Here is a 20,648-nt window from a genome sequence, read left to right as displayed (position 1 = left end):
TGGATAAATTTCATAAGAAAACATCGACAGGTTCACCTTCTTGCGATAGACATGATGCATGTCACTCGCACACTACTAGGAGGACCTATGTCTACAATCAGGCAGCTAAGGAACACGGGGCTAGCATCACTAGCTACCTTGTCCCTACTCACCACGGGCGCGTTGACCGCCCAGGCAACAACCACCGCAACACCAGCAGCAGACGAAAACATCACGCTTAACCTGCTGGGAATCAATGATTTTCACGGTCGTATCGCGGCCGATGGTGATTCGGCAGGCGCTGCGGTGTTAGCCGGCGCCGTCGATACGCAACGAGCGGAAAATCCAAACACGCTCTTTGTCTCCTCCGGCGATAATATCGGCGCCTCCACTTTCGCTTCTGCCTCGCAAGAAGACAACCCGACCATTGATGCACTCGCTGCCGGCGGCTTAGATGTTTCTGTCGTTGGTAATCACGAGTTTGACCGTGGTTTCGCAGATCTTAGTGGCCGAGTCGTTGACCGCTTCGGCGAAGCAACCGGAGCAGAAGGTGCCGACTTTGCGCTCGGCGCCAACGTTTATAAGAAGGGCACCAAGGAACCCGCTCTGCGTGAATACGCAATTCGCGATATTGCTGGGATCAAGGTCGGCTTCATCGGCACCGTCACCGCGGACGTTCCGTCGTTAGTGAGCCCAGAAGGTATTAAGAACCTTGATTTCGGAAGCGAACTTGAAGCCGCGAACCGTGTCGCCAAGCAGCTCTCTGACCAGGATCCCGCAAACGGCGACGCAGACGTGTTGATCTTGCTGACTCACAACGGTTCGGACAGCACCGACTGCGCCACCATTGCCGGCGAAAAAACCGACTATGGAACGTTGATCCGCGATGTTAATGAGAATGTTGACGCAGTCTTTTCCGGACACACCCACCAGGCATACGACTGCGACATCGATGGACGCCCGGTTATCCAGTCGCACCAGTACGGAACTACGCTTGGCCAGATTTCACTCGAAATCAACCCAACCACTTTTGAAGTTGTAGACAGTACACACGCACTGATTCCGTTGGCGGAAGAAGATGCCAATGGAGACTGGTCCCCATTGTTCGAGGCCAACCCCGAGGTTCGAACCATTGTAGATAAGGCCGTAGAAGATTCTGAGGTAGTCGGCAGTGAGCCAGTCGGCCAAATTTCCGAGGATATTCTGCGCGGTGGAACGGAACCCGGATCTGACCGTGGCGTCGAGTCCTCCCTTGGTAATACCGTGGCAGACATTCACTTATGGGCCACTTCCAATGAGAACTTTGGTGGCGAACCAGCAGAAATTGCGTTCATGAACCCTGGCGGTTTGCGTGCTGATTTGCTCTACGGCGAAGACGGAACGGTGACTTACAAGGCCGCTGCGGATGTCCAGCCATTTGCAAACACACTGATCACGTTCGACATGACCGGTGAGCAGATCCGTGAAGCGCTAGAGCAGCAGTGGCAGCCAGAAGGCTCCGAGCGTGCCAAACTGCACCTGGGAATCTCCGACGGCTTGGACTACACCTACGTCGAAGATGCAGCTTTTGGTAAGCACATCAAAGACATCACCTTCAACGCAGAGCCACTCGACGAGAGCGCCTCATTCAAGGTAGCTGCTAACGCATTCTTGGCTACCGGTGGCGACAACTTCTCAGCTTTTGCCTCCGGAACCGGTCACACCGATAGTGGCCAAATTGATCTGGATGCAACGGTCAACTACTTCAAATCACACGATCTGGTTTCGCCAGCACCATTAGGCCGCGCCTCACTGGCTGGCACCGACTGGGCCACCGTGGAAATTGACCCAACACAGGTAGTTGCCGGCGAAAGTGCTCAGGTCTCGGTTTCCGGTTTGGAACAGGGTGCAGAACTCAGCGCAACGGCCTTCGACGGTGCTCTTGCCGTTGAGGACATCCCGGCCGCAGACACTGAAGGCAATACTTCCTTCGAGCTTGCGGTTCCTTCCGATGCAACCTTGGGCGAAAATTCTCTGGTAGTTTCGCAGATTCAGCGCGAAGACATCTCGGTGGACTTCACCGTGGTCGAAGAGGCAGTCGCTCCGACTCCTAGCGACGAACCATCCGAAGAGCCGTCGCCGAGCCCGTCGGCATCGCCATCGCCATCGGCCGAGACGACGCAGAGCCCTTCGCAGTCACCAAGCGTTTCCCCATCAAATGACACCAACGAGTCTCCGAGCAAACAGCCTCGGGACAAGGACTCATTGGCTGACACCGGTTTCGCCGCTAGCTGGATTGGAATTGCCGCTGGCGTAGTAATCGTGGCCGGAATTATCTTGTTGCTGCTTCGCAGTCGTAAGAAGAACTCCCACTAAATATCGCTAAGGATTATGGCACCTCGGAAATTTTCCGGGGTGCCATAATCCTTTTGAGGCTAATTAAAGCTGCCCAAGACATCATTGAGCGCTTCAGTAGAAGACGGATGAGTGAAGATCGAATCGCGCAGAGTGCTTGCGCTGATACCCGCACGCATGGCCATCGCAACGAGGTTGATGAGCTCTTGCGAATCTACGTGCATTAGCGCGGCACCAAGAATTTGGTCGGTCTTGCGCTCCACTACAAACTTGATGATGCCGCGCGGATCACCCACAATTTTGGGACGCGGCATCGCCGCGATATCTGCAACCTTTTTCGTCGCGACCTTGATGTCTAGTCCTTGTGAACGAGCTTGATCTTCATTCAGCCCCACGCGAGCCAAAGGCGGGGTGACGAACATAGTGCTCGGTACCGCAACACGATCATCGAGACTTCGTTTACCTTCGCCTAAAAATTGGTCTTTGAGTATCCGGTTGTCGTCCAGCGAGGTGTAGGTGAATTGAGCTCCCCCGATGACGTCACCCAGTGCGTAGATCCCCTCCGCATCCGTCGCCAGGTATTTATCCACCTTGATTTCATCCTTGTCACCGAGCTTCACCGCGGTGTTCTCTAGTTTTAGTGACGCGGTATTTGGGGTTCGGCCCAGTGCCAGCAACACTGCATCTGTGTGCAACTGGTGCTCTTCTCCGAGTCGCTCATAGGTGACTGTGGCGCTGTGCGCGTCTTGGCTCAAACTGGTGACGTTGGCCGAACTAATGATCGTGGCTCCGGCGTTGTTTAATGCCGAGACTATTTCAGCAGCGATGTCTTCGTCTTCGAGTTTCAGTGCCCGTTCACCACGGTCCAAGACACTGACTTCCGAACCGAATTGAGCGAACATTGAAGCGAATTCGAGACCCACGTAACCGCCACCGACCACCACGAGTTTTTTCGGAAGTTCGGCATGCTGCAGGGTAGTTGAATCATGGATGCGCCCGCTGACTTCCGCACCCTTGATGGGTGGAATAGCTGGCACTGCACCGGTATTGATAATGATTTTTGGTGCGCTCAGCTCGAGAACATCCTCACCACATTCCACCCTGATCTGGTGAGCCCCGAGGAAGCTGGCCTTCCCGGTGAGCACCAAGACGGAATCCAGATCATCAAGCATGGAGAAATTCTTTTGACGCATCTTGCCGGTGAGCTCATCGCGACGTTCAACCGAGCTATTGAAGTAATCGGCATCTGCGCCATGGCCACGGTGTTGTTCGGCTTCGTGAATCAAGATTTTCGTTGGCACACAGGCAATGTTGATGCACGTTCCCCCGTACATCTTTTCCGACTGTTCCACGATCGCTACGCGCCACCCTGCACGGGCCAGCGTTCCGGCCAAGGTTTTGCCGCCTTTACCCCAGCCAATAACGATGACATCAAGTTCTCTAGCCACAATCGCGTCCTCACAGTTGTTGAGTTGCTTTCCGTACCGAGTCTTCACCGCGTAGTGCACCAATGCAACCTGCTTTTATCAGCGCAACAACAAAAACGCGGCTCGTAAGTGGAGTTTTCTCCATTCACGAGCCGCGTCGATATATTGACTTGGGGACTAGCCGATCTGCAACTCGCCCATTTCGTCCCAATCTTCGCCATCGATCTTGCGCGAGATGATCTTCGGGGTCTGGACAAGCAATGGACGCATGGATTCAAGCCCAGCAGCGAAGTGCTCAGAGTTAACGTGAGCCGAAGCAGCTTCGTCATCGCGGAATGCTTCGACGAGAACGTACTCATTCGCATCTTCAACACTGCGTGACCAGTCAAACCACATGTTGCCTGCTTCGGCGCGGGTGGCCTCAGTGAACTGTGCAACGTGGGACATGAAGCTCTCGGAAAATTCCGGCTTTACCTGATATTTAACGACAATGAAGTACATGTAAATCAGTCTAACGATTCACTAGAGACTTTGGTTTGAAACCGGATGAATTCTTGGTCACGCCTGGGCATGCCTTCGATCACCAGATCATATGAGTCTTCAATCAGCTCGCGCATGTGCTCGGTTTCCAACCCTGGAAGCAAAGAATTCCAGTGCTTTTTGCTCATATGATATCCGGGGATAATATGCTCATATTCGCTACGAAGTTGGTCTGCGATAGCTGGTTCGCATTTCAAGTTCAGCAACAGCTCTCCATGATGTTCCATCAGCAACCCGAACATCTTGGCTTTTGCGCGGTCACGACCGGCAATTTTGAACACGGTGCTGCCTTCACCGAAGGGAAAATCTTCAAAAGCTCCGGGCATCTCCAGACAGAGGGCACGCCAGCGCTCATGAAGTACTTCGAGCGAATCGTCTGGCATCAAATATCCTTAGGAGTTAAGACCGGGCTAGTGCTTTTACCGTATCAAGATGGTTGGTCCTGCATCGACTAGCTCAAGGGCTTAGAGCAGCGGATATTCAATCTTTGGACAGGTGTCCATGACTACTTCGAGCCCTGCATCTTTGGCACGCTCGGCGGCGAGCTCATCGCTAACGCCCAGCTGCATCCAGATAGCTTTTGCCCCGACCGCGATTGCTTGGTCCACAATATCGCCGACCTTTTGCGAATTGACGAAACAGTTCACCACGTCGATCTGCCCGGGAATCTCATCGAGTCTCGCATAGCCTTTTTCTCCAAGTGCATCTTCGGCACGGAGCGAGACAGGAATGATTTCCATGCCTAGGTCATCGCGGAGGTACCCAGCAATTGAAGGGGCCACCCGATGCGGGTTAGCGCTCAGTCCTACGACCGCCCATCGCGCATGCGTCGTCAATAATCTGCGCACTATTGCCTGATCGTTGACATGTTGGTTGCTCATGTCCGCCACCTTACCGTGAACCCCCAAACGGCCAAAGCATCGCAGCGAATTCTGATGAGTTCACCCACCTGGCAGTGATTCGCGGTCCCCCATTGCACCGCGAATCACTGCCACATTATGAACAGTCGCCTTACCGTACTTGTTGAAGATCCTTTTCCAGATTGGTGGCAGACAGGTCACCAAAGGAACCACGGTACTTGGCCGCCGGATGGTTTTCTGGCAGTTTGTCTCCCCTACCGAAGACCTTCTCGCGCAGGCTTCCGGGAGCATATTCACTCTGCGCCAGTCCTCGACGCTGAAGTTCCGGAAGCAGCCCCTCGATGAAGTTGTCATAGGATCCAGGCAAGATATGGTTCATGACATTCAGCCCGTCAATCCCCGCATCCTGCCACTCAAGTAGTTTGTCAGTGATCTGTTCTGGGGTTCCCACAATCTGTTGTGCTTTCGCCCGGTAGTGCGCGAGGTCGCGCAGGGTCGGGTTACGTCCCGGAGTAGACGCTAAGACGGCCTCAAGTACTCCCTGAGCACCCTCCGTTTTGACCTCACCCAGTGGAGTGTCTAGTTCCAATCCACCAAGGTCTACTCCGATTCCTCCGCCGATATGAGCGATGATTGCATGCGGGTCAAGATATTGATCGTATTCAGCTTCCAAGGCCTTGGCCTCCGCTTCCGTGGAACCGACGACGAAGGAGAGACCTGCGAAAACTTTGATGTCCTCACGTGTTCGCCCCGCGGCCTGCAGATTTTGCGTTAGTCCGGTGACCTTCTTGGCCACGTATTGTGGATGCGGTGCGAATAAGAATGTGGCTTCGGCATGGGTAGCTGCAAATTGGCTTCCCCGCGCAGAAGATCCTGCCTGGAAGAGAAACGGCGTGCGCTGTGCGCTGGGAAGGACCTGGTGTGGACCGTCAATTGAGTAGATCTCACCGCGGTGGTTAATCTTGTTAATCCGCGAAGGATCTGCATAAAGTCCGGCTTTCTTGTCAGCTTTCAATGCGTCGTCTTCCCAAGACCCTTCCCAGAGCTTATACGCGGCATCGACATACTCTTCAGCCCAGCCGTACCGGTCGTCATGCCCCATAAGGTTTTTCGCACCAAAATTACGGTGCGTATTTTCAAGGACACTGGTCACAATATTCCAAGCCACACGCCCCTGGGAGAGATGGTCCAACGTGGAAATTTGCCGGGCAAATTGGAACGGATGGGACTGCACTACGGAACTGGTCATCGCCAGTCCAATGTCTTTGGTCGTCGCAGATAGAGCCGAGAGCAACACCATTGGATCATGACTTGGAATCTGCATTCCTTTACGGGCCAATGAAGCCCAGCCGCCTTCATGATCACCGTAAACACCAGCTACGTCGGCGAAGAAAAGGTTGTCAAACTTGGCTTCTTCGAGTTTCTTCGCCAAATCTACCCAGAGCCCCAATTCATGAAAGCGGTCCTGCTGCGCATCTGGATGTCGCCACATCCCGCCGAGAATATGGCTGGAGGTGTTCATCAGAAATGCCGAAAGGATGAACCGCGGGCGAGAGTCGAAAGTACCCATGTTATTTTGCTCCCTTGGCGTCGCCAATTGAATTTAAGCCCGTTGGAATAGTGCCGTTAATAAAGTAATCGCCCACCGAACGAGCTTTGAATGCGACAGGATTGTGGGTGGCGACCGTGCGCGCATTGCGCCAGAAACGATCCAATGATTTACTGACGGAGACGGCCGAGGCCCCTGTCACGTCAAAGAGCTCACTGGTCGCATCAAGTACAAGCTTGGGTGCAGCAACGTGTGCCTGTTGGACCGCTAGCTCGGCTCGGAGATAAGCCGCGGTGCTATCCAGAGCCAGCGATGGATCATGGGCCGCATCTAGTTCTCGGGCAGCCGTGACCACAATAGATTCCGCGGCGTAGACGTTAGCAGCAAGCCGCCCTACAAGTTCTTGAATTTGCGGGTCATTGCGGAACAGCTCTCCCGATCCAGTGTTGAACGTTCTGGTGCGTGTTGCCACGATATGCGCTGCTTCATTGCGGGCTGCCTTGCCAATGCCTACTAGTACGGCGAGCAGGCAGAGCTGGAAGAACGCGGGCTCCAGCGTGGACGCCACCTTCCGCTGCAGAATATTAGTTTCTTCCACCGGGACGTCGGTGAAAATCCCCGTTCCGGTCCCGGTGAGCGGCTGGCCGAATCCATCCCAGTCGTCAAGAATCTCCACACCCTCGCCATGACGGTCAACTATCGCGTACTGGCGTCCTTCAATTCCATCAGTGGAGGCCATCACTACCACCCAGTCGGCAAAGATTGAACCAGTGGTGTAATACTTTTCGCCGTTTAGCACCCACCCCACTGCGGTTTTCTTCAAACGCGTATTGGTGGTGCCCAGCGCATTGCCACCACGCTCGGTGGCGGCGTTTCCGAAGATCTGACCGGCAAGCACGCGGGGGAACCAGCGGTCTTGGAACTCTTGTGGTTGCAACGCGATGGTTTCGACAAAGGAGAAGTGGCTGCGCAGCAAATGGGCAACGTTCGAATCAGCGGCCGCCAAATCGATCAGCAATCGGAAAAGATGCTCGTGGCCGACCGGATCTCCACCATGGCTGCGCGGCACGCGCAGCGTGGTGAAGCCGGCATCTTTGAGCCATTGGACCTGTTCGAATGGGAGAATCCGTTGTTGCTCACGCCGCGTAGCGTCCGCACCCACGCGGGCGAACACCGGAGCGAAACGCTCGGCCAGACGCTGATAGGTGGCTTCGGAGCTCAGGGATTGGCTGAGGTCAATGCTCATGTGCTTCTCGTTCCTCTTCACTGGAAATATATGGGGATGAATTGCCGCTTAGACGCTGCGCAGGTGCTCGAATTCGCGCAGCACCGCTCCAGGGTTGGCCGCAAGCAGGGTGCGCGTGTATTCGTGGGTTGGGTTGGAGAACACCTGCTCGACAGTTCCGGTTTCAACAAGTTCGCCGCGGCGCATCACTCCCACCCGGTGGCTGATCCGCTCGACCACATGCAGGTCATGGGAAATAAATAAGTAGGTCAATTGCTGTTCTAGCTGCAGCCGATCGAGCAAGCTGAGGATTTGTTCCTGGGTGAGCACGTCGAGCGCGCTCAATGCTTCGTCGAGGACCAGGATCTTAGCGCCGCTTGCCAGGGCGCGGGCGATGGCCACGCGTTGGCGCTGGCCACCCGAGAGTTCCGGCGAGCGCTTGACTGCAAGCTCCGGGGCGAGGTTCACCTGCGCCATCAGCTCCTCCGTGCGCGATTCACGCCAGGCCGGGTCGCCCAGCTTGTAGTTGCGCATCGGCTCTTGGATGATCGAACGGACGGTTTGACGGGGGTCCAGTGCCGAGTCGGGATTCTGGTAAACCAGCTGAGCCTCGCGCCACAGCGCGTAGCGCTGTTTGCCGCTGATTGAGGTGATGTCTTGGCCATTGACTTCGACGCTGCCTTGACTTGCGTCAAGCAGCCCCATGATGATTTTTGCCGTCGTCGACTTACCCGATCCCGATTCTCCGACAAGCGAGAAGGTCGTGCCGCGCGCCACCTCAAAGCTGACCTGCTGGACCGCCTGATGCGCCTTGGAACCTTGGCCAAACTCCTTGCCCAGGTCCGCAACGCGGATCGCCACGTCACCGCTTCCAGCCGCCTCGCGGCGTGTATTGGTGGCATAAGCCTGGTCGAGCAGGGCCTTGGTGTAGTCATTGGTGCTGTTTGTTATCAGTTCGCGGACCGGACGGTCTTCGAGCACCTTTCCACCGTTCATCACCAGCACCCGGTCGGCAATATCGGTGGCTACGGCGAGGTCGTGGGTGACAAAGAGGACGGTGGTCCCCTTCTGCCTGGCCAGGGATACGAACACTTCAAGCACCGTGCGCTGCACGGTGACATCCAGCGCGCTGGTTGGCTCGTCCGCGATCAGCAGCTGCGGATTCAGCGCGAAGGCGATGGCGATCAGCACCCGTTGCTTCAGCCCGCCGGAGAGCTCGTGCGGGTACTGGCTCAGGCGTTCTTCCGCCCGGTCGATCCCGACACTGGCCAGTAGTTCGATTGCCTTTTCGCGCCACTGGTTCTTGGGCACCGAACTGGCGGGGTGCAGCCGGAACACCTCGATGAGCTGAGAGCCGATGGTCTTCACCGGGTCCAGCGACGCGCCTGGATCCTGCGGGACCAGCCCGATGCCGGCACCGCGGATGTCTCTCCATTGGCGCAAGCTCAGCGCGGTGACTTCGGTGCCGCCAAACCGGATACTGCCGGTGGTGCTGGCGTCTTGGGGAAGCAGCCCGATCAGTGCCTTGGTCAGCGTAGATTTCCCCGAACCCGATTCGCCGACGATCGCCACGATTTCTCCGGACGGGATTTCGAGGTTGATCCCCTGCGCGGCGAGGGCACCTTGGGCGTAGCGCACCGAGAGATCTTCGATGCGCACTACCGGGTTGCGCTTGGTGTTCTTGGTTGTCATTACCTGACTCCCTTCACAAGTTTTGGGTAACCGTTGCGGATTAGAAGCGGAAGGCCCTGTTGATCGCTCGGCCGAGCACCGCGGTGAGCATGACTGCCGCGACGATCACCAGCCCCGGAAGGGTGGTCAGCCACCAGGCGACGGTGAGGTATTGGCGGCCCTCGGAAATCAGCAATCCCCATTCTGGTGTGGGCGGCGGTGAACCGAATCCCAGGAATCCAAGCCCGGAGATCGCCAGGATCGCCGCTCCCAGATCGACGGCTAAGAGGGCGAGCACCGGGCCGATGACATGCGGGATGATGTGGCGGCGCAGCACGGTGAGGTACCCGCCGCCGCTCATCAGCGCCGCCTGCACAAAATCACGCGAGCGTACGCGCAGCACCTCGGTGCGGACAAGCCTTGCGAAGGCTGCGATCGAGGCGATGCCCACTCCGAGTCCCAGCGAGAAAGGGCCGGGCTCGGTCGCGGTGACAAGGATCAGCGCGATCAGGAAAGCAGGCACCGCCAGCACCACGTCAACGAAGCGCATCGCGACGGAGTCCGCGAATCGTCCGGCGGTTGCGGCGAGCAGTCCCAGCAGGCTTCCTGCGACGCTGCCTATCAGGCAGGCAAGCCCGGCCGTCATGAGCGTCTGGCTGGTTCCGTGGACCACCCGGGCATATACGTCACGGCCCAGATGATCGGTTCCGAATAGATGCGCCAGCGATGGTTCGGCGAGCTTCTGCTGCGGCACCCCGGTGAGCGGATCCTGTCCGGTGAACAGCCCCGGCGCTACGGCCCAAGCGAGCAGGACCGCCAAGGGGATAAGCACCCACCAGTTCCCCAACCAGCCAAACAATGTGCCGCCACGTGTGGCGGTATGCGCCGGGAACAGCCCGGCACCGGTGCCTGGATCCACTGCGGTGTTGCCTCGTTCGGTCAAAAGGCTCATGATCGTATCCTCTTCCCTAAGCTGCCAGTGCGCGGGGCGAACCGGCGTGGGCGGTAATGATGCGCGGATCAAGCTTCGGGTGAATCAGGTCAACTAGCAGATTCACCGCGGTGAAGGCGGCGGCGGTGAGCAGCACCAGTCCCTGCACCAGCGGGATGTCCTGCACCGTGACCGCTTGAAGCACCAATTGGCCCAGGCCGGCGCGGGCAAATACGGTCTCGGTTATAACAGATCCGGCGAGCAGGGTGCCGATGGTGATGCCTGCGATGGATAGCGCCGCCGGGGCGGCGTTTTTCAGGGTATGGCGGTAGAAGATCCACGCCTCGCTGGCGCCTTTAGCCCGTAAGACGTCGACGAAAGGCTGAGTGTTCACTTGGTGCACGCTCTTGATCAGCACCTGCGCGATGGGTGCGCTGAGGTGGATGGCCAAGACGAGAATCGGCACCGCCAGGGCGAGGAACGAGCCGTCGGGGAACAGCGACATCATTCCGAGCTGTACCGCGAGGATCTGCAGCAGCACCAGTCCGAGCCAGAACACCGGGATGGAAATCATCAGCGGTGGCAGATTCAGCAAGGCGTTGCGCACCCGGGCACGGCGCGACAGGCTGGCGGCGGCAGTCAAGCCGACTGCCAGCACCAGCGCCACAGCGAAGGCGCTTCCGGCGAGCACCAGGGTGGAGCCGATGACTTCACCTATGCGGGTGTTCACCGCCGAGCCGGAAGACAAGGAATAGCCCAGATCCCCGGAAAGCAATGCACCGAGCTGGGTGAAGTACTGCGCGATCAATGGCTGGTCATAGCCGTAGTAGGCCTTCATCTGTGCGATGGTTGCCGGGTCCGCGGACGCATCGGCAGAGAGGAAGATCGTGACCGGGTCGTTCGGCAAGGCCTGCACCGCAAGGAAGACCGCGGTATAGGCCAGCAGGATCACCAGCAGCGCCTGTCCGATGCGTTGAACGATGTATACACCCATGATGAGTCCTTTAGCCGTTGCTCTTCCAGGCGCCCTGGAAGATTGGTGCGGTACCGGAGGTGAAGTCGACGTGCGCGTCCTTGTTGGCACCGTACACCTGGACTTCGTCCCACAGCACGAGGGTCAATGCCTTGTCCAGTACCAACGCACGCTGCTCTTCGCCAACAAGTTTCAGATGTTCTTCCTCGGTGGTCGCCGCCTGCTCGCGGGTGAACAACGCGTTCAGTTCCTTGTCGGCATTCAGCGTCTGGTTATTAGTCGCTGGTGCGTACACCGGCCCCAGACCGCCATAGGCGAACTGGCGCGTTCCGAAGAATTCGATCTGGTCATCGACCATCGCGTTGGTCAAGAATGAATTGTCCGCAGCGCGGTTCACTAGCTGCACCCCGATCTCACGCCATTGCTGTTCGACGAGTTCAAAAGCTGGTTTGATGACAACGGAGTTATTGGAGCTGGCCACTGTTATTTCCAGCTTCTCGCCATCCTTCTCGCGGATTCCGTCCGCCCCGACGGTCCAGCCCGCTTCTTCAAGCAATGACTTGGACTTCTCCGGGTCATAGTCGAGTTCGGCAGACAGATCCACAAAGCCCGGTGCCTGGTGGTTGAGGATCGAGCCTGCAAGGACATAGCTATCCGACAGGACCGTGTCTTTTAGCGCCTGGCGGTCGATGCCCACCTGCAGCGCCTTGCGTACCTTCGTCTCGGCCAGTTTGCCCGAACCGATGCGAATCGCCGCATGATTAGCCGTCAGGTCAACACCTGGGGCGGCGAAGATCTGTCCGCCGCCGGCGCTGAGCACTTCTTCGTCAACCGGTTGCAGGCCGCGAACCAAATCCACCTGCCCGGACTGCGCCGCTCCGGCACGGTGAGCCACCTCTGGCAAGTATTTGATGACTAGTTTTTCAAGGTAAGCATCGCCTTGATTCTCTGCTGTTTTGGGTGCCCAGGCGTAGTCATCGCGGCTGGTGAAGACGACTTCCTCATCTGGCTTTTCGGATTCGAAGACGAACGGACCAGAACCGACGATCTGCGATATTGCGGTCTGTCCTGCATTATCCAGTTCCAGTGTGCCCGGAGATACCAGACCGGCGGTCACGGAGGAGGTGGAGCGCAGGAAGTTTGCATCCGGTCGCTTGAGCGTCACCTTGACCTTGTTCTTGCCGAGGACCTGGGAACTTTTGTAGGCGGAAAAGTCGACGTTCGGCTGAATTTGCGCGGACTTGATGCCTAAACCAAGCGCATCTAAGTTTTTCTGCACGGCTTTCGCATCTAGATCAGTTCCGTCAGAAAAAGTAACACCATCACGGATGGTGAAGGTGAACTCTGTCTGTGACTTGTTGGCGGTGAAATCGGAGGCGATCCAACCTACGAGCTTGCCAGACTCCACATCAAAGTAGGTCAACCTGTCCAGTACCGAGTTGAGCACGTTCGCTTTTTCGTAGAAGCGTGCAGCTTGGGTCTGCCAGTTGTTGATCGGGGTAACCTCGGCGTAGGTGAAAGTGCCACCTTCTACCGGGGTCCCGCTTTCAGAAACCTTCGAGGGAGCTGGGTTTGCCCCAGTCGCGGAGCTACTTCCGCCGCAGGCGGTCAAAGTTAGTCCGACTGCCGTCAGTAATGCTGCCGTCTTTATCCCTAAGTATTTAGTACGCATTTTCTGGTGTTCCTCTCGGTAAGTTCCCGAGGATTACGCCGAGATCCTGGTCCAACCGCAAGGCTGCGGGGAGGGGGAAAAGGCAGACTTCTCCCCTGTGTGGACCGTTGCGAAATCTAGCAATCTCCATCGGTCCTGGCCTTAGCACCGCTCCTTCTAAAGGACGGTTGCTGCGACGTCAACGAGCCAGGTCTCTCAGTCGCTCTGGATGGTTAGCATTCGGTGTGTTTTCCGAATAATTCAAGTCTGTGCCCGGCCTTGCGGTGTGACCAACCATGACGTTATAAACGCGTCACGAAGCCAACTGCGAGCTGCTTGACACGGAAATACGCGTCACATTCTTCTCCAGATCTCGTCATAAGTCAGTTTGTGACACTCTTTTCAAAAATTCCTTGACAGTACTATTTCTTCTATGGCTGGATCCCGCCATAGATTTCCGAATAAATTGAGGCCAGCACGGACCTTGACGGTTCGAGCTGACCTCATGGGTGTAGCCGATGGTAAGCAGTGCTACTTTTCCGATACCGGAGTCAGCACTCCCTGCACTAAGGGATCTTCCGTGCTCTCCAGATATTCTTGCAACCGAGGATCAGAGAAGACCTCAATCAGTTTTGCTGCGTCTGGAGACTTGGAGAATTCGGTACCAAAAATGAGCTTAGACGCGAAAGTTCTAGGTGGTTCCGGGAACAGGAGGCCCTTATCCCGGCCAACTTTTCCAGCATCAAACTGCGAGACATAACCAATCGCCACGTCCACGTCATCGAGCATGCGCGGCATAGTCATCAGTTCCGCTTCTTTCAATTTAAATTCATGTGGATTGTCCACCACGTCAGCCATCTTCGCGGTACGCGGTTCGATATCAGGGTTCAATCCGAGCAGACCTTCGCGTTCCAGAAGCCATAGCGCCTGTCCCTGGTTGGCGACGTCGTTAGGGAGCAGCAGTGTCGCTCCCTTGGGCAATTCCTCGACGGAACCATACCGGCTGGAGTACAACCCGAAGCCCCACTGATACAGCTCCACGGTAGCGGTGAGGTCAACACCGGCGGCCTCCGCAGACTGCTTCATGTACCACTCGTGCTCAAAAATGGTGGCGTCGAATTGCCCCTCGGCCACGGCACGGTTGGCTTGAACCGGGTCCTGCAAACCCACAGGTTCGATTTCAAGTCCATGGTCAGGAGCAATGTTCTCGGCGACGTATTTCAGTATCTGCTCTTCCCCGGCCATCGCCGGTTCATAGTGGACCTTGAACTTTGTCTTACTTGGCTGATTGGCAGCGAGTGCGGGGGTAGATCGTTGCTGTATTAAGAGTGCGCCAAGGACGAGTGCCACGATGGTCGCGCAAGCGGCGATGGTCCAGGGCAACTTGGCGGTGCTTTTGCGAAGGGTGAAGCCGTGATCGTGGCCGTTGGGTGAAGTTGTCATGTTCTTCTCGTTTGTTTGAGGGCGCTTAGGGTCGCGCAAGTGCACGGGCGATACGGTCGCCAAGGAATTGGACTATTTGTACGGTTACGATCAGTGCGAGGATGGTCGCAATCATGACGTTCATATCAAAACGCTGGTATCCGTAAGTCACCGCAAGATATCCGATACCGCCAGCTCCGATGGTTCCGGCAATCGCCGAATATTCGACCATGGAGATGGTGTTCAACGTGATCGCCGAGGCGAGTGCCGGCAACGCCTCGCGTACTTGCGTGGTGCCAATGATTTGCAACGAGGATCCACCGGTCACCAAACCGACTGCAAGGTTTTCCTTGGGCAGGTCGTTCAACGCGTTTTGGACCAAACGGGCGAAGAATGGAATACCCGCAATGGTCATGGGGACTACGGCAGCCCAAATGCCGATGGTGGTTCCCGTGATCCATTTGGTGAAAGGAATAATGGCAGCCATCAAAACAAGGAACGGTAGCGAGCGGCCCATATTCACGATCCAGCTCAACGTGGCATGGCTCTGCGTGTGCGGGAAGAGGCCTCGCCTGTCAGTGTTGAACAGAGCCAGTCCCATGATGCCGCCAAAAATGATCACTAAGACCATCACGATTCCTACCATGGCCCAGGTCTCTGCGTAGGCAGGGAGCATCAGGGCGCCCAACTCACTCCACGGGGTATCGGTACCCACGGTGGCGCTTTCAGCTGGAAGGCTCATACCGTCACCTCGACTCGTGTATCATCATTGACTTTGCCTGTGTGCAGCGCCTGCAAATGCGCGGTGGCATGCAATCCCCAACCGTCGAGTACCTCGATGGCCCGTGCCTCGCCGATACCAGATAGCCCTATTTCAACGCGGCCCAGGGTGCCTTCATGGTGGGCCTCTACGGATCCGCCAAGCAGTGCCACCGTGGCACCAAATTCGCTGCTTAATTTGGAAATCCATGACGGATCAATGTGTGTCCCGCGGTAAGCGACGGTCAAGGCAAAGTCGTAACCGGCAGGCACTAGGTCTGGGTGCAAGGGCAAAAGCTTGGAACCAGTCACCGATTCCGGGTTTGCCACCAGCGTGCGAAGTTCGCCGTATTCAGCGATTCGGCCACCGTCCAGCTGTGCCACACGGTCGGCGATATGACGCACCACATCCATCTCGTGGGTAATCAAGATGATTGCCAACCCCAGGTCGGTGCGCAGGGAAGCGAGAAGTTCGAGGATCTGCGCGGTGGCTTCCGGGTCAAGACCCGAGGTTGCCTCGTCGGAGAGCAGCAGCCGTGGGCGCAGGGCCAGAGCCCTGGCGATACCTACGCGTTGGCGCTGTCCGCCGGAGAGTTCGCCAGGATATGAGTTGGCTCGGTCGGCGAGCCCGACTCGTTCCAAAAGCTCGGCAACCCGATGTTCCATCTCATGGTGAATCACGCCGAGGTTGCGCAGCGGCAGCGCCACATTTTCGGCGACGGTCATGCGGCGCAGCAGGGCAGAATTCTGGAAGATCGTGCCAATAGCACGGCGTTCTATACGTAATGCCTTGCCTGAGAGGATCGAAAGGTCTTTGCCATCAACCAAGATCTGCCCACTGCTCGGCTTCTCCAGGAGGGAGATGCAATGTGACAGCGTAGATTTACCTGCACCCGAAGGTCCAACCACGGCGGTGATGCTTCCCGCTTGGACATCCAGATCGATTCCTTTGAGGACCTGGACACGGCCCTGAGCCGTGTCGTAATGCTTGTGCAGCTGACGGATCTCAATCATTCGAAGGCCCGAAGAAAGTTGGTTGCATTTGTTCTCCTTGGTGCTGGCACCGCGCAGAGCCCGAGTCAAGCATGAGCTGCAAACTCACAATGCAGCGGCATGAGGCAGCTACGGAGTCTTGCAGAACAGCGTTGGATCTACGGACCGCTCCATCGGTCCTGGCGGTAGCACCGGCCCCGCTCGGGGTGGTTGCTGCGACGTCTGCGAGCCAGGTCTCTCAGTCGCTCTGGATGGTTACCATTCGATGTCTGAATCGAACAGTTTCAGTCTGTCCCGGAGCAGCTTTCATGAACAACCATGACGTTATAAATGCGTCATGGAGCCCTCGCGGCGAAGGCCCGGGACGGAAAACTGGTCAAATACACAACCATCGAACGTCATATGTCGTCACGTGACGCTGGCTGTCGACAGAGCTTGGATATTTGAAGTATTTGGCAATTCTATTTGCCCCGAAAACGAATCCGCAGTGAGCTCAACGAGTCGCTTGATGCGGAGAGGAATTGGCCTTGAAATTCAGGCCAATTCCTGTCCGAGATACTGCTCTGTTTCGGTAAAAATCAGGTGCCCCTTCGCGCCGTTGACGATCGGCAGCTGAGGAGGCACATGACCGCATTCCACATTGCCAATAATTGGGATGCACAGCATTCCCAACGCGTCCAATACGGCTTCGCGTTGAGTCAGTGTCGGAGAATCCGGGGCTCCCGTTCGTCCCACAAGGATCGCTTGCGCACGATCAAAGAATCCGGAGAGCCGCATCCCATGAAGCTGCCTGCAGATCGTCGTCGCTTCGACTCCGGAAGCTTCCACAAACACAATTAATGATTCTTCTGCGCTAACGAGTAGCCTGCTGCTATCGAGATACGGGGTACCTGCAAGATTGACCAATGTTTCAATGCACCCGCCGATAAGCCTGCCGCTAACATCGACCGGATCGCCTGCCGAATCAAACCGCTCCCAGCTGCCCTTGCCATTCCACGCATGGCGGGCGGCCTGAGGATTATTCTCCCAGTTGTCCCAGTCATTGAGCCTATAAATTCCAGGGGAAGATTGTCTGAAATTCGCCCCCGCAGTTAGTGACGCAACCTCAATCCAAGACATGAGTCCTTCGGGAACCTCATACGGAGTATCCATCAGGTTACCGCCGTGCAGAGTTGCCATTCCGGTGAGAAGGGTCAGCGGGGCGAGCAGCGTTGAAATATCTGAATAGCCCACCAACCAGGTGGGTTCTGCCTGCAGGAGCGTCTCGAAATCGAGGAGCGAAATAAGGTCAATAGCCATATCGCCTCCCCATGGAGGAACGACAGCCTTAACGGCTGGGTCCAAGAGCATCTGCATGAGTTCCGCGGCGCGCTCTTCAGCCGGCGCGCTGATGTGCCTGTCTCCATCCATGCAGTTACCGATCTGGACTTTGAAACCGTGATTGCGTAAATTTTGCACCGCAAAATCCAGACGATGCTGCAGAGATTTGCCGACACCACTAGAGGGTGCGGTCACCGCGATCAGGTCGCCCGGTTTCAACGGTTGGGGATATCTAATCTCCATGAATCAGTACCACCCGTTAGCTGCGCGGCCAGACGACATCGAAGCGCTCGCACACGATTCGTTCTCCCGGCACAGTTGTCATGCCAGGTTCCCAGTTTTTGCCGAAATCCGCTTGCTGCGTCCGCTTCCAGAACTTCTCGTGTTCCCGGCGCCAGCTAGCCAGGGAGCGGTCATCTTCGCCTTCGGCGTAGGCGAAGTCGGCATCTACCTGGTCGAATGACCTCAACGCCACCTCGCTGGTACGCAGGATGATTTGCGGTGTCCCGGTGCCGTCGCTGGCAATCCAGTGCGAGCCGACCTGCGGGAGGGGTTCATTTTCGGCGAGGTACTCGTTTTCGAGGCTCGAGGTGGCACGTTTCTGCCCGTGGGTTACTTCCCGCAATAACGAGTCGGCGAGAGCAGGGCTGTCTCCGAAGTATTCCACCACGTAGCCGCCCGGGTCGCTGGCACAGGTTTTCTGGTAGTCATCCCACATCTGTGCGGCTGCAGCGAGATCTAGCGGTGGCATTTCGGCGGTTGGTTCGTTGCTCATTCTCTTAGCCTAAGCGCAGTCCAGCCACCGCAGTTGTTGATCCAGGTAATTGATTGGGTGTTAGCGCGATGATGTGAGACTGGGCAGACAGTCTCGTGCAGCTCCCGGTGTGAGCCTTCGGCGTACTCGGCCAGGCACACGCCACGCTCCCTCAGTTCGGAAAGCGCAGCGTCCTCGCCGGATGCAAAGGTTTCCGAAGTGGCAGCAACCAGCGAATCAGATGAACTTGATACCTGTGCGCTCGCGCCCTGAGGACACTGCTGTGTTGGTGAAACTCAAGTTAAATACGTCCCGACCTGCGCGAAATTACCGATAAGCTTGCACGGTGATGCGTGTCACAGGCCTAGTCTCAGGTGTTTGTCACGTAAATTGGCGCTTACTTCATCCCCACCTTTTCAGGAGATCAAAGTATGTCACGAGCAAGTACGAGAGCTATCGCCAGCGCGGCGGCACTTGCGCTGGGACTGGGAACTTTCACTGCCCTTCCGGCCAGCGCAGATCCCCGGGCAACCGGCAAAACGCCTACGGCCAAAGGCAGCGGCGGCGCTGTTTCATCCGTGGACCCCGAAGCGACCGCCGCCGGCATTGAAATACTGCGCAAAGGCGGCAACGCAGTTGATGCGGCCGTCGCAACCGCGGCAGCGCTGGGTGTGACCGAACCTTATAGTGCGGGCATCGGTGGCGGCGGCTACTTCATGTACTACGACTCAAAAACCGGAAAAATCAGCACCATTGACGGCCGTGAGACAGCTCCGGCAGCAATGCCCCACGATGCCTTTGTCGACCCTGCAACCGGCGAGCCCTACAACTTCACTCCCGAACTGGTCACTAGCGGGGTGGCGGTCGGTGTACCCGGGACTTTAGCCACCTGGCAGCGGGCATTGGATAATTGGGGTTCCCAAAGTCTGAAGAAAGTTTTGCGCCCGGCCACTCAGGTGGCCTCACGCGGTTTTGTCGTCGATGAAACCTTCCGTGAACAGACCCTTGATAACAAGGAACGCTTCGCTGCTTTCAGCTCGACGAGCGAACTGTTCCTGCCCGATGGCGATGCACCCCAAGTTGGCAGCATCTTCAAGAACCCGGATCTTGCCCAGACCTACCGGTTACTTGCCAAGCAGGGCCCTTCGGCGTTCTACCACGGCGAGATGGCCGAGGAAATATCCCAGACGGTGCAAGCTCCACCCAAGACTGAAGACACCGCCCTCCCCGTTCCTGCTGGTTATGTGAGCACCGCCGATCTGGCGGACTATGAGGTTGCGGAGCAGCAGCCAACCAAGGTGACCTACCGTGGACTGGACGTTTTTGGCATGGCCCCATCGTCCAGCGGAGGAACCACCATCGGAGAATCACTGAACATTCTTGGCGAATTCGACCTCTCGGGCATGCAGCGGCCGTCCGCGCTTCACCACTACTTTGAAGCAACGGCCTTGGCCTATGCTGATCGCGGCAAGTTTGTTGGCGACCCGGCATTTGTTGATGTTCCCACCGAAACCCTGACCGACAAGCTGTTCGGCGTGGACCGGGCGTGCGCGATAAACCCCGAACAGGCTGCGGTGAAGCCGGTAGCTCCGGGCGACATTGAGGGCTATGACGGATTGTGCCCGGCGGCAACCAGCGAACCGGTCATTGAGCAGGATACCGAGAACATTTCCACCACCCATCTTTCGGTGGTGGACCGCTGGGGCAACGTAGTTTCCTACACCCTGACTATTGAGCAGACCGGCGGTTCGGGAATGGTGGTGCCGGAGCGTGGCTTCCTGCTGAATAACGAGCTGACCGACTTCTCCACGGTGTACGACCCGCAGGATCCAAACCGTATTGAACCTGGCAAGCGTCCGCGCTCGTCGATGGCGCCAACGATTGTGCTGCGCGACGGCGAACCGATGCTCGCCATCGGCTCCCCCGGCGGCTCCACTATTATCACTACGGTGCTGCAGACCTTGGTGAACCGCATTGATTTGGGAATGGACATCAGCCAGGCAATCGCGGCACCTCGCGCCTCGCAGCGCAATACCGCCGCAGTGACGGCAGAGCCCAAATTCATCGAGGCCTACGGGTCAGCGCTTGAGGCTTTCGGCCACAAGCTCACCCCCGCCGGTGATTCCTTCACACCGCAGGCGGAAATCGGCGCGGTCGAGGCGGTGGAAATCGCCGCAGATGGGTCTCTGACCGCGGCGGCTGAACCAACCCGCCGTGGCGGCGGCTCGGCCATGGTGGTCACGCCCGCTAAATAGCCGCT

Annotated in this window: 17 protein-coding genes and 2 riboswitches; of the genes, 2 read left to right on the top strand and 15 right to left on the bottom strand. The window is 57.1% G+C overall.

Annotation, left to right across the window (positions count from 1 at the left end):
* The first annotated feature begins 87 nt into the window (after positions 1–87).
* Positions 88–2,334 (top strand): 5'-nucleotidase C-terminal domain-containing protein, encoded by a 2,247-nt coding sequence (locus VJ369_RS04665; protein ID WP_324090955.1) that lies wholly within the window; start codon positions 88–90, stop codon positions 2,332–2,334.
* A 59-nt stretch (positions 2,335–2,393) separates the two neighbouring features.
* Here VJ369_RS04665 and VJ369_RS04660 read toward each other — a convergent pair whose 3' ends face one another.
* The 15 genes from VJ369_RS04660 to VJ369_RS04590 all read right to left on the bottom strand — a co-directional run bounded on the left by VJ369_RS04660 (position 2,394) and on the right by VJ369_RS04590 (position 18,409).
* Positions 2,394–3,761 (bottom strand): FAD-dependent oxidoreductase, encoded by a 1,368-nt coding sequence (locus tag VJ369_RS04660; RefSeq protein WP_324090954.1) that lies wholly within the window; start codon positions 3,759–3,761, stop codon positions 2,394–2,396.
* A 156-nt stretch (positions 3,762–3,917) separates the two neighbouring features.
* Positions 3,918–4,241, bottom strand: a complete 324-nt coding sequence (locus VJ369_RS04655) for a putative quinol monooxygenase (RefSeq protein ID WP_324090953.1) — start codon at positions 4,239–4,241, stop codon at positions 3,918–3,920.
* Positions 4,242–4,246: 5 nt separating this feature from the next.
* Positions 4,247–4,663, bottom strand: a complete 417-nt coding sequence (locus VJ369_RS04650) for an MmcQ/YjbR family DNA-binding protein (protein WP_324090952.1) — start codon at positions 4,661–4,663, stop codon at positions 4,247–4,249.
* Between the two features lie 81 nt (positions 4,664–4,744).
* Positions 4,745–5,161: a CoA-binding protein gene (locus tag VJ369_RS04645; protein ID WP_324090951.1), complete on the bottom strand. Its 417-nt coding sequence runs from the start codon at positions 5,159–5,161 to the stop codon at positions 4,745–4,747.
* 130 nt (positions 5,162–5,291) lie between these two features.
* On the bottom strand, positions 5,292–6,710 hold the full coding sequence (locus VJ369_RS04640; protein ID WP_324090950.1) for an NtaA/DmoA family FMN-dependent monooxygenase: 1,419 nt from the start codon (positions 6,708–6,710) through the stop codon (positions 5,292–5,294).
* Between the two features lies 1 nt (position 6,711).
* Positions 6,712–7,935: an acyl-CoA dehydrogenase family protein gene (locus tag VJ369_RS04635; RefSeq protein ID WP_324090949.1), complete on the bottom strand. Its 1,224-nt coding sequence runs from the start codon at positions 7,933–7,935 to the stop codon at positions 6,712–6,714.
* A gap of 48 nt (positions 7,936–7,983) precedes the next feature.
* Positions 7,984–9,606, bottom strand: a complete 1,623-nt coding sequence (locus VJ369_RS04630; RefSeq protein WP_324090948.1) for an ABC transporter ATP-binding protein — start codon at positions 9,604–9,606, stop codon at positions 7,984–7,986.
* 40 nt (positions 9,607–9,646) lie between these two features.
* Positions 9,647–10,537: an ABC transporter permease gene (locus VJ369_RS04625; RefSeq protein ID WP_324090947.1), complete on the bottom strand. Its 891-nt coding sequence runs from the start codon at positions 10,535–10,537 to the stop codon at positions 9,647–9,649.
* A 16-nt stretch (positions 10,538–10,553) separates the two neighbouring features.
* On the bottom strand, positions 10,554–11,510 hold the full coding sequence (locus tag VJ369_RS04620; protein ID WP_324090946.1) for an ABC transporter permease: 957 nt from the start codon (positions 11,508–11,510) through the stop codon (positions 10,554–10,556).
* Positions 11,511–11,520: 10 nt separating this feature from the next.
* Complete coding sequence (locus VJ369_RS04615) at positions 11,521–13,161, bottom strand: ABC transporter substrate-binding protein (protein ID WP_324090945.1); 1,641 nt, start codon at positions 13,159–13,161, stop codon at positions 11,521–11,523.
* A 123-nt stretch (positions 13,162–13,284) separates the two neighbouring features.
* Positions 13,285–13,376, bottom strand: a riboswitch (SAM riboswitch).
* Between the two features lie 295 nt (positions 13,377–13,671).
* Complete coding sequence (locus VJ369_RS04610) at positions 13,672–14,583, bottom strand: MetQ/NlpA family ABC transporter substrate-binding protein (RefSeq protein ID WP_324090944.1); 912 nt, start codon at positions 14,581–14,583, stop codon at positions 13,672–13,674.
* Between the two features lie 25 nt (positions 14,584–14,608).
* The gene (locus VJ369_RS04605; RefSeq protein ID WP_324090943.1) at positions 14,609–15,304 is read right to left on the bottom strand and encodes a methionine ABC transporter permease; all 696 of its coding nucleotides are present in this window, start codon (positions 15,302–15,304) and stop codon (positions 14,609–14,611) included.
* The gene (locus VJ369_RS04600) at positions 15,301–16,335 is read right to left on the bottom strand and encodes a methionine ABC transporter ATP-binding protein (RefSeq protein WP_324090942.1); all 1,035 of its coding nucleotides are present in this window, start codon (positions 16,333–16,335) and stop codon (positions 15,301–15,303) included. The genes VJ369_RS04605 and VJ369_RS04600 overlap by 4 nt, the downstream gene beginning before the upstream one ends.
* Positions 16,336–16,481: 146 nt before the next feature.
* Positions 16,482–16,572, bottom strand: a riboswitch (SAM riboswitch).
* Positions 16,573–16,848: 276 nt separating this feature from the next.
* On the bottom strand, positions 16,849–17,877 hold the full coding sequence (locus tag VJ369_RS04595) for a S66 peptidase family protein (protein ID WP_324090941.1): 1,029 nt from the start codon (positions 17,875–17,877) through the stop codon (positions 16,849–16,851).
* 16 nt (positions 17,878–17,893) lie between these two features.
* Entirely contained in the window at positions 17,894–18,409 is a 516-nt protein-coding gene (locus tag VJ369_RS04590) for an ASCH domain-containing protein (RefSeq protein ID WP_324090940.1), read from the bottom strand.
* Positions 18,410–18,819: 410 nt separating this feature from the next.
* On the opposite strand from VJ369_RS04590, the gene ggt reads away from it, so the two are divergent.
* Entirely contained in the window at positions 18,820–20,643 is a 1,824-nt protein-coding gene (ggt, locus tag VJ369_RS04585) for a gamma-glutamyltransferase (RefSeq protein ID WP_324090939.1), read from the top strand.
* The last annotated feature ends 5 nt before the right edge of the window (positions 20,644–20,648 follow it).

The sequence above is a fragment of the Glutamicibacter sp. genome, from assembly GCF_035257265.1.
In the GTDB taxonomy this organism is placed as follows: Bacteria; Actinomycetota; Actinomycetes; order Actinomycetales; family Micrococcaceae; genus Glutamicibacter.
Note: the sequence above shows the minus strand (reverse complement) of the source record. Positions and strands in the feature narration are given on the sequence as shown.

Bases quoted from the DNA above. Each gene is read 5' to 3' on its own strand.
- VJ369_RS04625 (WP_324090947.1), bottom strand. From the start codon at position 10,537: ATGAGCCTTTTGACCGAACGAGGCAACACCGCAGTGGATCCAGGCACC.
- VJ369_RS04645 (WP_324090951.1), bottom strand. From the start codon at position 5,161: ATGAGCAACCAACATGTCAACGATCAGGCAATAGTGCGCAGATTATTG.
- VJ369_RS04640 (WP_324090950.1), bottom strand. From the start codon at position 6,710: ATGGGTACTTTCGACTCTCGCCCGCGGTTCATCCTTTCGGCATTTCTG.
- VJ369_RS04665 (WP_324090955.1), top strand. From the start codon at position 88: ATGTCTACAATCAGGCAGCTAAGGAACACGGGGCTAGCATCACTAGCT.
- VJ369_RS04595 (WP_324090941.1), bottom strand. From the start codon at position 17,877: ATGGAGATTAGATATCCCCAACCGTTGAAACCGGGCGACCTGATCGCG.
- VJ369_RS04615 (WP_324090945.1), bottom strand. From the start codon at position 13,161: ATGCGTACTAAATACTTAGGGATAAAGACGGCAGCATTACTGACGGCA.
- ggt (WP_324090939.1), top strand. From the start codon at position 18,820: ATGTCACGAGCAAGTACGAGAGCTATCGCCAGCGCGGCGGCACTTGCG.
- VJ369_RS04600 (WP_324090942.1), bottom strand. From the start codon at position 16,335: ATGATTGAGATCCGTCAGCTGCACAAGCATTACGACACGGCTCAGGGC.
- VJ369_RS04590 (WP_324090940.1), bottom strand. From the start codon at position 18,409: ATGAGCAACGAACCAACCGCCGAAATGCCACCGCTAGATCTCGCTGCA.
- VJ369_RS04605 (WP_324090943.1), bottom strand. From the start codon at position 15,304: ATGAGCCTTCCAGCTGAAAGCGCCACCGTGGGTACCGATACCCCGTGG.
- VJ369_RS04630 (WP_324090948.1), bottom strand. From the start codon at position 9,606: ATGACAACCAAGAACACCAAGCGCAACCCGGTAGTGCGCATCGAAGAT.
- VJ369_RS04610 (WP_324090944.1), bottom strand. From the start codon at position 14,583: ATGACAACTTCACCCAACGGCCACGATCACGGCTTCACCCTTCGCAAA.
- VJ369_RS04620 (WP_324090946.1), bottom strand. From the start codon at position 11,510: ATGGGTGTATACATCGTTCAACGCATCGGACAGGCGCTGCTGGTGATC.
- VJ369_RS04650 (WP_324090952.1), bottom strand. From the start codon at position 4,663: ATGCCAGACGATTCGCTCGAAGTACTTCATGAGCGCTGGCGTGCCCTC.
- VJ369_RS04635 (WP_324090949.1), bottom strand. From the start codon at position 7,935: ATGAGCATTGACCTCAGCCAATCCCTGAGCTCCGAAGCCACCTATCAG.
- VJ369_RS04655 (WP_324090953.1), bottom strand. From the start codon at position 4,241: ATGTACTTCATTGTCGTTAAATATCAGGTAAAGCCGGAATTTTCCGAG.